Source organism: Corynebacterium sp. HMSC28B08, assembly GCF_001806865.1.
In the GTDB taxonomy this organism is placed as follows: Bacteria; Actinomycetota; Actinomycetes; order Mycobacteriales; family Mycobacteriaceae; genus Corynebacterium; species Corynebacterium auriscanis.
Window position 1 is genome coordinate 1 of sequence record NZ_KV786158.1, and the last position, 14,864, is coordinate 14,864.

Genomic DNA, 14,864 nt, shown 5'->3' on the forward strand with positions numbered 1-14,864 from the left:
ATTCTGCTTTCCCGATCATTCCCCCACCCCACGTCGACGAAGCAGAACGACAAACACCACAACCACGCATTCCCGGGCATTTCATTCTGCTTTCCCGAACAACTCCCCGCCCGTGTGCATCTCATTCTGCTTCTCCGACACACGATGCATCACAAGCCCACGCAGCCACGCACCCACAACACCTGCGCACCCACGCACCCACAACACCCACGCAGCCACGCACCCACAACACCCACGCACCCACGCACCCACAACAACCCACGCACCCACGCACCCACAACACCTGCGCACGAAAAAGCGGGGACCACGCGAATAGCGTGGGCCCCCGCCCAAATTCTAGGAGTTCCGCGGAATCTACATCCGCAACCTACCCCTTAGAAATCCAGCTGGAACGCAGCGGTCGTAGAGAGGTCCGCCTTGATCGTCTCCATCAGCTCCGCTGGTACTTCGCGGTCCACGCGCAGCACGAGAGTTGCAGAGCCGTCGCCCTCATTCGGGGATAGTGCAGCAGCATCAATGTTGATACCTTCGTTACCCAACGCCACACCAACACGGCCCAGCGCACCCGGCTGATCCTTGTAGACCAAGAACAGGTTGGAACCGGTGGCACGCAGATCCAAGCCACGGTCGTTGATTCGAACAATCTTGTCCACGCGCTCCAAACCAGTCAGCGCACCTGTCACGGTCGCGGTAGTTCCATCTGGAGCCACTACCTGCACCTCCAGCACCGAGCGGTGGGTGACAGACTCGTCGTGCGTGCTAACTTCCAGCTGCACACCGCGTTCTTCGGCGATGGTAGGGGTGTTAACGAAAGTCACTTGCTCGTCGATGAAACCGGTAAATACACCGCGCAGGGCCGCGAGGCCCAGCGCATCCACGGACTCAGACGACAACTCACCCTTTGCGGTCACGTTCACTGCGGTTGGAGCTGCCCCCAACAGCTCACCCGCAACGCGCCCCAAGTTGGTAGCCAGGTTTAACCACAGGGCAACCTCCTCGCTGACCTTGCCACCAGACACGTTCACAGCATCCGGTACGAAGTCTCCCGCGAGGGCGCGCAGAACAGAAGCCGCAACGTCGGTACCAGCGCGGTCCTGAGCCTCAACCGTGGATGCGCCTAGGTGTGGCGTCACGACAACTTCGTCCAACTCGAACAGCGGAGAATCGGTGCATGGTTCGGAATCGTAAACGTCGAATCCCGCACCACGGATGTGCCCGGACTTGATGGCATCTGCTAGGGCCTGCTCATCCACCAGGCCACCGCGAGCAGCATTGATGATGATCTGCCCCTTCTTTGCCTTGCCCAGCAACTCGGCATTGAACATACCGGCAGTTTCCTTAGTCTTGGGCAGGTGGATAGTGACGAAGTCGGAACGACCCATCAACTCATCCAGCTCAACGAGCTCCACACCCAGCTGTGCAGCGCGAGCAGGGTTAGCGTAAGGATCGTAAGCGATGATCTCGGTCTCGAACGCAGCCAAACGCTGTGCGAACAGCTGACCGATGTGACCGAACCCGACGATACCGATGGTCTTACCAAGGATCTCAACACCCTTGAAGGCGCTGCGTTTCCACTCTCCATCGCGCAGGGTCTTGTCTGCGGCAGGAATCTGGCGAGCAGTAGAAAGCAGCAATGAAATAGCGTGCTCACATGCGGAGTGGATGTTAGAGGTTGGCGCATTTGCAACCATCACGCCTTTGGCGGTGGCGGTGCTGATATCAACGTTGTCGAGACCGACTCCGGCGCGACCGACGATCTGCAGCTTCGGAGCTGCCTCGAGCACCTCGGCATCGACGGTGGTTGCGGAACGCACCAGCAAAGCATCGGCATCTGCTACTGCCTTGAGAAGTTCTGGGCGGTTGGGTCCATCAACCCAGCGCACCTCAACGGAATCTCCCAGCGCATCAACGGTGGACTGCGCTAACTTGTCGGCAATGAGGACTACTGGACGGGTGTTCTGGCTCACGAATGACTCCTGCGAAAATTGGCTTCCCGCTCCTCGACACGACCGCGCCGAGCAACAGGGCCCACGCCTTCCCGGGGAATTGATTCCCACCTGCGACGTGCGACAAGTTCACATCTTAGATGGTGCCTGCGACAGTGGCTCGGCTTCCCCCAGTTTTATCAATGTGTTACCGATCACATAAGCGCCGCAACCACCACTTCCTGGTCCTACTTCACCAGCGCCGCAGCCACCACATCCCGGCCCTACTTCACCAGCGCCGCAGCCACCACATCCCTGCCCTACTTCACCAGCGCCGCAGCCTCCTCATCCGTGAGCATTGCCGCCTCAAATCGCTTCAGCGCCGCTTCCGCATCAAATCCCACACCAATCAATACGACCTCATTGCCCGGTGTCATACCACTCCCCTTCCACAAGGTCGCCGGCTGAATTCGCAGATCTGGCCCGGCCTGGTGCCACACCTGCACGTGCTCCAAACTGTCAGCAATCCAGCAGTAACCCTTAGATCTCACCAATCCCTTAGTTGCCCGCAGCGCCTGAATCAAGCGCGTGCGATCCAACGGGCGCGCCCCGCGGAAAATGATGGAACTAATGCCATACTCTTCCGTTTCCGGAGTATGCGGATTTGCCAATTCATCCATATACCCCTGGAATGCTCGCGCGGTATCTTCGTCGTATAGATTCGCCCCAAGGATGTCACTGGTTGCTGGTCGACTGTTTCCTTTTTCGTCGATTACTTGTCCTTCTACAAGTTTTTCGACGCCGCAACGCGGATTCATACGGTGAACCAATTCGGCTGTCGCCGCATATTGTTTGGGTGATACGAGGTCCGATTTGGTCACGTAGATTTTGTCAGCAAATTCCACCTGGTCAACGAGCAGGTCCGCAATGGTGCGTTCGTCGCCTTCCACTGCCCCTAATTCACGGTCCGTGAGCTTGGCCTTAGTAGCTATCATGGAAAGAAATTGGCTAGCATCCACCAAGGTCACCATGGTATCGATGGGTGCTATATCCGCCAGACGAGTGCCATCCTCCCACCGCCATTCAAACGTTGCAGCGACGGGCATGGGTTCAGAAATACCGGTGGATTCGATAATGATTTGATCAAACTCCTCCGATCGCGCGAGTTTTCCAACAGATTCCACCAGGTCTTCGCGCAGCGTGCAGCAGATGCAACCATTTGTGAGCTCGATAAAGCGATCTTCGCCTCGTTCAACGTGACCTTCATTGGCAATGAGGGCGGCGTCGATATTAATTTCCGAAAAGTCGTTAACAACAACGGCTACTCGGCGATCGGCGAGCCCTGCGACATCAGCAAGGAGCTCGTTAAGCAGCGTAGTTTTACCAGAACCCAGAAATCCCGAAAGAATGGTGACAGGGGTCTGGCGGGGCCCTCCCGACTGTGCCTGTAGGCGCGACTCCGCCGTCGTGTTCATGGTCATATGGTGCGAACCTCCTCGCGTTTTCAACTATCGAGGTTCCCACACTACACTAATGACAATGCTTGTCGATATGAATTCTAATTGAATGGACCTCGAACCGCCGCGCCCCAAAACGCGCAGGGTTAAATCACCCCACAATTGCCCAAGCACAACCCGAGTGGCAGTCCCCCCGGTTAGAGCGAACCAGTGACCGTCATCGAGCCAGCCACCGTAGCGGAACTCAAGCGGCAGTCCCCCCCCGGCTAGAGCGAACCAGTGGCCGTCATCGAGCCAGCCACAACCGGGCCAAAGAACTGAGCAATCGGACCCAGCACGTTCGTGATAGCAATGATAATTGGATCCCAAATTTTGGGGTCAAAGAATGGGATGAGAGCTTCAAATTCCATTGAACACTTCCTTCATTTAATTACGGTGTTGAACAATCTGCTGCGACATGCTACCCCAGCGGGGGCCTACCAGAATGGTGGCATCATCACTTCATGTTAGAGTAACACCCGAAATAGAATTCGGATTTCTAACTGCACGTTTGGCGAAGGCCCCCACCACCTCACGCGTTATACAGCCTGCCGTTCAACTATCTTGTCAACTGGTTTCCGCCAGAGAATTCAGAAGCGCAGTAGCTAGGGACCGATTTTTAGATCCCCCATCCACGCGCGTTCCGTCGTTGGATAACCCAGCCCCCAGTTGTCTTTAGATGACCTCACCAAGAGTTGTCTATAGGTAGCTCTGCCATAAGTTGTTGTTGGATAACCCAGCCACCAGTGAAGGAAGATCGTGAAATACCTCTCTGCATCCCACCGACGGGCGATGACACTCGCACTGACTGCTGCGACCACGTTTTCGTCTACAGTCGCCGTAGCCTCCGCGCAGGAGATACCATCGAATACGAACGAACCCACGGGTTCCGCACTTTTAAGTTCCGGAAACAACGGTGGCCTGAGCTTCCTGCCAGGTGGAAAACTCTATGAGGCGCCAGATGAGATTCCGCCTGCACAGCCCGCGACCATCAAGCTGGACAACCGTACGCCAGGTTATTCCGATCAAGAATCATTCCGGCAAATTGCAGCCCGCCATGAAAATGTTATTGAGGTAACCGCGCACTCCGAAGCGATGGGAGTGGACGTTCCCCTGTTGGTCCTACGACCCAAAGATCCAGCCAAGCGCGATAACGCACCTACGATCTACGCTCTCAACGGGCTAGATGGTGGTGACGGTTGGTTCGCGAACACCAACGCGATTGAATTCTATGGCGAGCGGAATGTCAATGTTGTTATGCCGATCACGGGCGGATTCACCTACTACACGGACTGGCGACGTGGTGAAGGAACCAACCCGGAATTCGCTAAGCAGCAGTGGGAGACATTCCTCACCCGCGAGCTGCCCGACCCGCTCGAAACTGCCTTGAACGCGAATAAGAAACGCGCCATTATGGGCGTTTCGATGTCCGCGACATCGGTTCTCCTTGCAGCGCAACACAATCCCGGCCTCTACGACGCCGTCGGGTCGTTCTCCGGTTGCGCGTCTACCACCAGCTTGCTGGGGCGGTTTGTTGTCAGCACCGTGCTTGATCGTCGTGAAGACGGTGCTTCACCCACCGATATGTGGGGCGAGACCTCGAGCGATTACGCAAAATACAACGACCCATATTTGAACGCTCGCAAGCTGCGCGCGGATTACCAAGGTAAAGAGCTCGCTGTATATATCTCCTCGGCCTCTGGATTGGCGGGGGCAGATGACCTCACGCTGACTAACCCGTTGGCGCCAGGTGATAGAGATTTTGCAGCCAATCTAGTGATCGCTGGAGGACCTATCGACATGGGCGCTAACTTGTGCACCCACGCGTTCAACAGCCGGCTTCGTGCCGAGGGCGTGCCGGTGACCTCGAAGTTCTACCCCACCGGTACGCACCAGTGGGGAGTATTCCGGCGCAGTTTGGCCGATTCTTGGCCAACGTTCGAGAAAGCTCTGTTCAAATAGGTGGATTGCCCCATAGTCATCATTGGTTATCCCGTTTTCCGTAACTGAGCCACTCCGATCGTGCTTGCTATGGAGACTACCGCGGTGATCGCTACTAGCACGGCTGCACCGACCACCACGGTAATCCCGACAAGCACGGCTGCCCCGCCTAAGGCGGTAATTTAGACTACGCGGTGATCACGGGTACCACCCTGATTCCGGCCACCGCGGTGATTCCGGTTGCCCCGGCCATGTGTGCGCTTCCACGTGTTGTGGTGATGACGGCTCTCGCGCAGGATCTCTTCGATCTCACTTTCATCATCCACCTGAAGCTTCGACCCCTCCAGTGGCTGCAATGCACTCTCACCTACAAAGCGCAGGCAGATAAGGCATAAGATAGACGCGCCGATCAGCATGAATGCGGGAATCATCATCGAGATGTTGTCCGGCACCTTGCCTTTCAACCCGGTAAAGGTAGCATCCGCCACCAGTGGGATCGTGCCGCAGAAAATGCAGATACCGATGTTGAAAGCGATGGAAAGAGCACTGAAACGGACATTGGTGGGAAACAGTGCTGGCAACGACGCAGCCTGTTGCGCAGCGAAACATGCCAAGATTACTCCGAGAATCGTCACCCCAACTATCTGTGCCAGCAGGCTATCCATCCGGAAGAGTAAGAACACAGGGTACGCGAGCACTAACTGCGCAATCGCTGCGGCCAGAATCAGCACGCGACGGCCGACTCGATCGGACAGCCGACCGAACATATTGATGCAAACAACAATCAAAACACATCCGTACAGCACCAGCATGTTGGCACGGTTCGCGCTGAATTCGGTTACGCCAGTGAAGTAGCTGGGAAGGTAGCTGGTGAGAACATAGACCAAAACGTTGAAGCTGACTACCAGCCCGAGGCACACAAGAAATGCGCGACGGTGAGTGCTGAAGATTTCCTTGAACCGCGAGCGTGAATCGTCGGCCTTCTGGCGATTCTCGGACTTCTGCTGCTCCTCCTTGAAAGCCGGACTATCCTCCAGCTTAGAGCGGATATACAAGCCAACCATGCCCATGGGCAACGCGATCAGGAATGGGATTCGCCAGCCCCAATCCACCATTGTCTCGGTTCCCAGGACGGCGGTGAGAAGCGTAACCGTTCCCGAACCAATCGCGAATCCAGCATAGGTACCGAAGTCCAGCCAGCTGCCTAAAAACGCGCGTTTCCTATCAGGGGCGTATTCGGCAATGAAAGTAGTCGCACCGGCATACTCGCCACCGGTGGAGAAGCTCTGCAAGAAACGGCATGCCAGCAGACCCACGGCAGCCCAAATGCCGATCGAATTGTAGCTTGGCAGGCAACCGATAAGGAAAGTTCCCAGGGACATCAGCAGCATCGTTAGCGCCAACACCTTCTGGCGGCCGATCTTATCTCCGAGGAATCCGAAGAAGATTCCACCGAATGGGCGGATGACAAACCCCAGCGCCAGGGTGCCGAAGACACCTACGCGGGCCCAGTCGCTCTCACCATAGAAGACTTGTTCGGTCACACCCGCGGCGAGGAATCCGAACACGCCCATGTCATACCACTCCATGCAATTGCCCAATGACGCTGCGGTCACGGCTTTCTTTACCAGTGGTTTATCGACGACGGTGACATCATCCTGCTCGAGCGGCTTCTCACGCGATCGCTCAGCGATCTGCTTACTACGTTCCTCCTCTACGTGGTTTGGACCATACCCATAGGAATCATCGGCATCTGCTACATCGCTCGACACAGCTATAGCCGTTCCTAATGGCTGATCTTTTTCAGAATCATCTGGGGAGAAAATAGACACGTGTTCAACAAATAGCGCAGAAGCCCTACCGATTTCAACATCTGTATCGGTAACTTAATGAAATCTTGATGCCCACAAGGTCAAAAACTTATGAGAACCTATACTCACCCAGCTCCCTCACCACAAGACTGTCCGTCCTGCGAAACGGAAGACGGCCCGGAACTATCGAGTGGATAGAGGCACACTTTGCATCCTCACGTTGAGTGGCACCCTGCAAGTTAATAGATGCCGATTTGCTCAGATGATTACCGGTACCCTGTACTCATGCGACGAAAGATGCTCCTTGCTTCCATTCTGTTAACCTCCGGATTGGCGATCACCGGTTGTGGCTCCAATGCCGATAATGGCGAAGGTGGGCCGAGCGGGGCGTCGGATAAAGAAACCCCCGGCAACCAGGAAGGCAGCCAGCCTGAGGCACTTAGTTCGGAGCTGGCGCCTGAGATCACGGAAAAGCGGCCGAAGCCGAAGGAAGCGCAGCTAAATCAGCCCATTCCAGTGTATTCGAATGGCAAGGTCGTTCCTGGTGCGGAAGCGACCATTGACACGCTGAGCGCTGGGCATAAATGCGAGTTCGGGTTCGATGATCACGGCGATTCGAATGTGGGGAAACTCCAGGAGGACCAGAAACTTGTGCAGGTCAAAGCCACTTTTGACGTGAAGGCCGTGCCCGGCCAGGGTAATGACCCTGTACTTCTGGATGACCCCACGATCGTCGACGATGCGGGCAAGAGCCGGCAGATTATCAGTTCGTCGTACTGCATGGTCGACGGCTCGGGCTACCAGGATTGGATTATGGGAGCCGAGCCGGGAAAGGTCACGAAGCTGTACGGATCGTGGATTGTGCCGGCGAACACGAAGGGAATCGTCATCGCGGGGCAAGCGTTCGGGGTGGATTAATGGAGGCTACAGCGAGGGCGTCTTGTTGGAGCTGGGCCACGCCGGAACCGGGATGGGCACGCTGGAATCAGGGCGGCCATGCTGAAATCACGGCGGCCACGCCGGAACCGGGGCGGCCGCGCTGGATTCGCAGAACGAAACGACTAAAAACCCGCGCGCGGGACGCATCTCATTCTGCTTTGCGAGTACGCGGAGGGCCCTAGCCGGTCGAAGTATTCCGAGTACCCCGAGCATTCCGAGCACTTAGAGGCCTCGAATTCCGCAGGGGTTTAATCCATCGTCACGGGCAAGTATCGGGCTAGGACCTCCCCCCCCAACCTCCTGACCTGTGTTTATGCGGTTTCCGCGCGTGCGTCTACTTTGACCCAACTCATCAGATCGCGCAGCTTCTCGCCGGTCTTCTCGATCTGGTGGTCATTGTAGGAAGCACGCAGATCTTCGAGCTCCTTGTTGCCGCCCTCAACGTTGGCCACGAGGCGCTTGGTGAAGGTGCCGTCCTGGATGTCCTTGAGGATATCCTTCATGCGCTCCTTGGTGCCCGCATCGATAACGCGAGGACCGGACAGGTAGCCACCGAACTCCGCCGTGTCAGACACGGAGTAGTTCATGTTCTTGATACCGCCCTCGAACATCAGGTCCACAATCAGCTTTAGCTCGTGCAAGCACTCGAAGTATGCCATCTCAGGCTCGTATCCAGCCTCGACCAGGACCTCAAATCCAGTCTTGACCAGCTCTTCCGTACCACCACACAGCACGGCTTGCTCACCAAACAGGTCGGTAACGGTCTCTGCTTCAAAGGTCGTTGGGATGACGCCCGCACGGCCGCCGCCGATTGCAGATGCGTAGGCCAACGCTACGTCACGGCCTTCGCCCTTCGGGTCCTGCTCAATAGCGATCAAGCAGGGAACACCCTTGCCGTCCACAAACTGGCGACGCACCAAGTGGCCTGGCCCCTTGGGAGCAACCATGCCGATGGTGATGTTCTCAGCTGGCTTGATCAGGCCGAAGTGGATGTTCAGGCCGTGGCCAAAGAACAGCGCATCACCATCCTTCAAGTTGGGCTCGATTTCCTCGGTGAAGACCTTGGCCTGGGAAGTATCGGGAACCAGCAGCATAATCACATCTGCCCACTCGGCCGCCTCGGCGTTGGACTTTACAGTGAAGCCCGCTTCCTCGGCCTTTGCACGGGACTTGGAGCCTTCGCGCAAGCCAATGACGACCTCGACTCCGGAATCGCGGAGGTTCTGGGCGTGTGCGTGCCCCTGGGAACCGTAACCGATGATCGCTACCTTGCGATTCTGAATCAGGGACAAGTCAGCATCAGAGTCGTAGAAAACGTCGATAGCCATAATTTAGGGATCCTTTCGTCGAAATGTGCGTTCACCCCGGATCTCACACGACCGTGAGTGACGCATTCACGTAACTAGTTATATCACAGTTCATTCCACGGTATGGGATGATTGTGTTCACAATGTGGAATTTTGGCAGAGCGGAGGTGGTGTCACTTTCGCTCCGTCGAATGTAGAGAGTCAGCACCTAAGCCGTCAGCCCGACCACGTTAGAGCCTGGCCTACTCGTAGCGCCACGTTTGAGACGGTGAGGTACGTCAGCCCGACCACGTTAGAGCCTGGCAGGATACATCGCCTTCGGGCCACGGCCAATCGCAGTCAAGCTGGATTCCACGAGCTCCCGGATACCAAATGGTTCCAGCACATCCAGCAGAGCTTGCAGCTTAGACGGAGTACCCGTGCACTCAACAATGAGGGATTCAGGACCAACATCAACCACATGAGCACGGAAGAGTTTCGCCGCCTCCACGACCTGGGTGCGGTTGGAGTTATCCGCGGATACCTTCACCATCAGCAAACCACGAGAGACAATCGCCTTTGGGTCGTGGCGCGTCACCTTCAACACGGGGATCAGCTTATTGAGTTGCTTCGTAATCTGCTCAATGATGTGATCTTCACCCTCCACCACGATGGTGATCCGGTTAACACCTTCTACCTCCGTGCGGCCCGAACTGATGGAGAGGATGTTGAAAGCGCGGCGCGTGAACATCCCCGAAATACGGGAAATAATGCCTTCCACGTCCTCGCACAGGACTGAAAGAGTATGAACTTCGGACATTAGTTCTGCTCCCCTTCTTGGGTAACCTCGTGGATATCCGCTGGGTTTTCAGCAGCGGAGTTTTCATCGTCAAACAGTGGGCGAAGGTCACGCGCATACTGGATCTCCTCGTTGGAGGTACCCGCCGCAACCATGGGCCACACTTGAGCATCCTCGCCGACGATGAAGTCGATGACGACCGGGCGGTCGTTGATTTCCTGGGCCTTGCGGATCGTGGGTTCAACGTCCTCAGCCTTAGTCACACGGAAAGCCGCGCATCCCATGGATTCTGCCAACATGAGGAAGTCTGGCAGGTAGTTTTCCTTCGGCTTGAGGTTCGTATGAGAATAGCGCTTGTCGTAGAACAAGGTCTGCCACTGTCGAACCATACCCAGGTTGCCGTTATTAATGAGCGCAACCTTGATAGGTAGGTTCTCCACCGCGCAGGTCACTAATTCCTGGTTCGTCATTTGGAAGCAACCATCCCCGTCGATGGCCCACACTTCCCTATCGGGAGCGCCGGCTTTCGCGCCCATCGCGGCTGGAACGGAGTAGCCCATCGTTCCGAGTCCACCGGAGTTGAGCCATGTGCGTGGTTTTTCATAATCCACGAATTGCGCAGCCCACATTTGGTGCTGCCCCACGCCAGCAGCATAAATGGCCTCGGGGCCCGCCAACTTAGACAGTGTCTCGATAACAAACTGTGGTGCCAACTTGCCGTCTGGCTGCTCTTCATAACCGCGCGGGAATTCATCAACCAGATTGCCTAGATACTGCAACCAATTGTCAGTCTGTGGCTTAGGTAAGCCCAGTGCATCGATAGCATCGTGCAGCGCAGCCAGTACCTCACGCGCATCGCCCACGATCGGCACATCGGCGGCCCGGATCTTGCCAATCTCCGCTGGATCAATATCGGCGTGAATGACCTTTGCGTTCGGTGCGAAGCTTTCCACGTGACCCGTCACACGGTCATCGAAACGCGCGCCAATCGTAATCAGCAGGTCGGAGCGCTGCAAAGCAGCCACCGCCGGTACGCTGCCGTGCATGCCCGGCATTCCCATGTGCAGCGGGTGCGAATCTGGGAACGACCCCAGAGCCATCAACGTGGTCACCACGGGAATGTTGTTCGCTTCCGCAATTGCCTTGAGCTCCGCATGCGCATCGGCCTTAATCACACCGCCACCGATGTACAGCACGGGCTTAGAAGCCTGGCTAATTAGACGCACGGCTTCTTCAATCTGGCGACTATGCGGCGTGGTCACCGGGCGATACCCCGGAAGCTCGTACGCCGGGGGCCAGACGAAATCCAGCTCTGCATTCTGGACATCCTTGGGAATGTCTACCAGCACCGCACCTGGGCGGCCGGTGCTGGCTACGTGGAACGCCTCGGCGATCGCGGCCGGAATGTCCTCTGGACGCGTCACCATGAAGTTGTGCTTGGTGATCGGCATGGTCACACCCCGAATATCCGCTTCCTGGAAGGCGTCCGTACCCAGTAGGTTGGCGCCCACCTGGCCGGTGATCGCCACAATCGGAACCGAGTCCATGTTGGCATCGGCAATGGGGGTCACCAGGTTGGTTGCACCCGGCCCGGATGTTGCGATACATACACCCACTCGACCAGTGACCTGAGCGTAACCGGTGGCAGCGTGCCCCGCCCCCTGCTCGTGTCGCACCAGAATGTGATTCAGCCGAGTTGAGTCATACAAGGCCTCATACAGTGGCAGAACCGCGCCACCAGGGAGGCCGAATACGACGTCTGTACCGAGCTCCTCTAGCGAACGCACAATCGCTTGCGCGCCATTAATTCGCTCTGGCTGCACCGTGGCCGCTTTGCCGGCGCTGCGGTTTGCCAGCATGGCTGGACTTGGTTGAGAGCGTGATGTGTCTGTCACGTTGCTCGCTCCTTGCTTAGGGTGCGTTGTCGTCTCCGTACGCTCCACGGCGCCTGACGAGTGACAACAGTTCACTGGGCAGTTGAGGGCATGTCATCCAATGAAAAACGCCCCCGAGTTACCGGTGGTCTCCGGGTCGGGGGCGCCTTGATTCGAGTTCGTGAGGTCGAGGGTGCTGGGCGCCCCTACGCTACGACTACTCGAATAATTTCTTTGGAAGTCATGCCAGCAGCTTATACCAGCACAACCAAACCGTCAAACTTTTCACCCCCCTTGACCATAGTTTTCCCAAAATACGGCACAACTATCCCAACAGGTGAACATCAAAACCGCCCTGCGAACTGCGTGTAATCCACGGTTTATGCACCCACTCACCCTCACGCGCCCGAGTACTCAAGCACCGACCCGCACGACGCGAACTCGGTGACGGCGCCCAACCAGCACCCACTCACCCTCATGCGCCCGAGTACTCAAGCACCGGCCCACACAACGCGAACTCGGTGACGGCACCCAACCAGCATCCGCTCACCCTCACGCGCCCGAGTACTCAAGCACCGGCCCACACGACGCGAACTCGGTGACGGCGCCCAACCCGCACCCCCCAACCAACCCACACCCGCTCACCCGCACGCGCCTGGGAACTCAGTAGGGCGGTGAAGATGGTCATGGGGTCTCCTGCGCTCACCCGCACGCGCCTGGGAACTCAAGCCACACAAGCTGGGAAGTAGTTGGGACACTCATGCTTCGCATTGGAGTGTCGCACTACTCACGTAACGTGGCACTCATGGTGGATTTGAAATTTTTCCTATTTCAGTTGTGGGAGTGGTTCGTCAACCACGGCATCCCCCTCACCGCGTTGCTCCTGTGCGCCATCCTGTTACCGAGGCTGGGGCGCTTGGCAGTGCGCGTCATTGCCCGTCGCTTCAGTAAGGGTGAAGAAGCCACGAAGACACGGCTCGCACTCATTGGTGCCTTGGTCTATGTCATTCAAGCCATCGGCTTCTTCATCATCATCATGTTGGCGCTCACGAACTTGGGCGTGCCACCAATCGGAGCTGCTCTCCCCGCCACCGTCCTTACCGCTGCCATCGGTTTTGGTTCGCAGAAGATCATTGGCGACTTCCTCGCCGGATTCTTCATCATCTCTGAGCGACAATTCGGTGTGGGCGACTTCGTGTCTTTCGACGGCACAGCCAGCGACATTTCAGGCACTGTCGTGGCGCTGACCCTGCGCGCCACCAAAGTGCGCACCCCTTCGGGCGAATTGGTTACGGTTCCGAATGGCTCGGCGGGCGTCATCACAAACTATTCGCAGGAATGGTCGCGTGCGGTGGTCAACTTGGCCATCCCACTGCTCCCCGGTGAAGCTATGGATGACCTAATATCCACGGTCGAAACCACGGTTCACCACGCGCTCAAGGACCCGTCCATCGTCAGTGACGTGCGCGGGCAAATCGAAATCCTCCCCGCCACGGAGATCATCGCCCCCGTCGCCGCCGGCCAACCGTGGTCGGTGAATTTCCGCATCAACGCCGAGGTCAACCCCGCCATGCAGTGGGCTGTTGAACGCGTGATTCGCTCTGCGCTTCTAAACGTTTTCTGGGATCGCTACGATTTGCCGGGCGCCCCCATCGGCACTGGCGCATCACGCCCACCGCAGGTCGCAGGCGCTCTTTCTCCTTCTCGCTCCGACGCCGACACGGCCCCCACCGAAGCCTTCCCCTCGCCCAATCGTTCTACCGAGGGCATTACTGCGCCTTCATCCACATGGTCGCGCCGCACTGTTGACGGTCATCCCGCACATACGCGGGACGAGGAAGGTTCCGCTGCGGCGACTAATGCTGGCCCCACAGCTGTGTTCCCGGCCGCTGGTGTTGCGGGTGCTGCAGGGGTAGGGAACGACGCAAGCGCTGCTCACGCTGCAAACCCAGAGGGAAACACACGTACCACTGGTGTTGCGGGTGCTGCAGGCGCAGCTGACGGTACGGATGCTGGCGCAAGCCAGACCGCGCCCGTATCAGCCCGCGCCGACGGGGAGACCGGCACCAAACTCATCCCAGAGAACCAGTCTCCCGCCGATGACGACGCCGAAGCCGCCGCCCCAATCGCGCCGAGCGACCACGGGCCAGGCAAGGGCCTCGACGCGGATAGATTTAGCGAGGACGATCTACAGGAATTCGAGCCACAGCGGCAGGAATACGACACGAGGATCAAGAATATCCTCAGCTTGGGTGGCCGCGTGCGCTGGTCGACCACAGCACTCATGATCGCGCTTCTTTTCGTAGGGCTGCTGGCGATATTCTCCAGCAACCCAGAGGGTGGCAATGCGGGTGTCCTCTCCCCCGACAAATGGCGGGTAACCAAAACTAGCGAACCCACTGCATCCGAAACAGAACCCAGCCCCAACCAGTCGGAGCAGCCATCCTCTTCCGTGGAAGAAACCACCACGAACACCGACGATGGCAACCAAGCACCTTCGTCACAGACCAACCCACCGACAGATACGGACCAAGGTCCCAACCCAGGTGGCGCGGTAACCACCAACCAATCCCCCGGCGCACCAACGGCGCAGCGGGGAACTGATCCAACCGCCAATCCCCAGAGTGGGAACAACCCCGGCACCGATAGCGCCACTGACCGTGGAGCGGGTGGCGCCAACGGGGCCTCAGAAAACGCACCCGACGCAACCCGATAAAGAGTTTTCCCCGCTGCAACCTCGATGGAATGGGGCGGGGTGGCGTCGGACTAAAAAGAAAAGCTGATTAAGATAGC

General features: G+C 57.5%; 10 protein-coding genes. 3 read left to right on the top strand and 7 right to left on the bottom strand.

The genetic code is table 11. The features are described from left to right. Positions 1–374 precede the first annotated feature (374 nt). The 3 genes from serA to HMPREF3098_RS11475 form a co-directional block, all read right to left on the bottom strand. A complete protein-coding gene (serA, locus tag HMPREF3098_RS02105) occupies positions 375–1,967 on the bottom strand; it encodes a phosphoglycerate dehydrogenase (protein WP_070433808.1) in 1,593 nt (530 codons plus the stop codon). Between the two features lie 278 nt (positions 1,968–2,245). After that, a complete protein-coding gene (locus HMPREF3098_RS02110; RefSeq protein WP_070433911.1) occupies positions 2,246–3,400 on the bottom strand; it encodes a GTP-binding protein in 1,155 nt (384 codons plus the stop codon). Positions 3,401–3,648: 248 nt separating this feature from the next. Then, positions 3,649–3,792, bottom strand: coding sequence for a hypothetical protein (locus HMPREF3098_RS11475; RefSeq protein WP_156963517.1), 144 nt, complete (start codon positions 3,790–3,792; stop codon positions 3,649–3,651). 388 nt (positions 3,793–4,180) lie between these two features. On the opposite strand from HMPREF3098_RS11475, the gene HMPREF3098_RS02115 reads away from it, so the two are divergent. Further along, the gene (locus tag HMPREF3098_RS02115) at positions 4,181–5,383 is read left to right on the top strand and encodes an alpha/beta hydrolase (protein WP_070433809.1); all 1,203 of its coding nucleotides are present in this window, start codon (positions 4,181–4,183) and stop codon (positions 5,381–5,383) included. 161 nt (positions 5,384–5,544) lie between these two features. Here the strand turns inward: HMPREF3098_RS02115 and HMPREF3098_RS02120 are convergent, their stop codons facing one another. Beyond that, positions 5,545–7,134: an MFS transporter gene (locus HMPREF3098_RS02120; protein ID WP_246815813.1), complete on the bottom strand. Its 1,590-nt coding sequence runs from the start codon at positions 7,132–7,134 to the stop codon at positions 5,545–5,547. Positions 7,135–7,458: 324 nt separating this feature from the next. On the opposite strand from HMPREF3098_RS02120, the gene HMPREF3098_RS02125 reads away from it, so the two are divergent. Then, on the top strand, positions 7,459–8,091 hold the full coding sequence (locus HMPREF3098_RS02125) for a hypothetical protein (protein WP_141739640.1): 633 nt from the start codon (positions 7,459–7,461) through the stop codon (positions 8,089–8,091). A 332-nt stretch (positions 8,092–8,423) separates the two neighbouring features. Here HMPREF3098_RS02125 and ilvC read toward each other — a convergent pair whose 3' ends face one another. The 3 genes from ilvC to HMPREF3098_RS02140 form a co-directional block, all read right to left on the bottom strand. Continuing rightward, on the bottom strand, positions 8,424–9,440 hold the full coding sequence (gene ilvC / locus HMPREF3098_RS02130; protein ID WP_070433812.1) for a ketol-acid reductoisomerase: 1,017 nt from the start codon (positions 9,438–9,440) through the stop codon (positions 8,424–8,426). Positions 9,441–9,711: 271 nt separating this feature from the next. After that, complete coding sequence (gene ilvN / locus HMPREF3098_RS02135) at positions 9,712–10,218, bottom strand: acetolactate synthase small subunit (protein WP_070433813.1); 507 nt, start codon at positions 10,216–10,218, stop codon at positions 9,712–9,714. Beyond that, a complete protein-coding gene (locus HMPREF3098_RS02140) occupies positions 10,218–12,092 on the bottom strand; it encodes an acetolactate synthase large subunit (RefSeq protein ID WP_070433814.1) in 1,875 nt (624 codons plus the stop codon). Before HMPREF3098_RS02140 ends, ilvN begins: the two co-directional genes overlap by 1 nt. Positions 12,093–12,876: 784 nt before the next feature. On the opposite strand from HMPREF3098_RS02140, the gene HMPREF3098_RS02145 reads away from it, so the two are divergent. Beyond that, entirely contained in the window at positions 12,877–14,787 is a 1,911-nt protein-coding gene (locus HMPREF3098_RS02145; RefSeq protein WP_070433912.1) for a mechanosensitive ion channel domain-containing protein, read from the top strand. Positions 14,788–14,864: the final 77 nt, after the last annotated feature.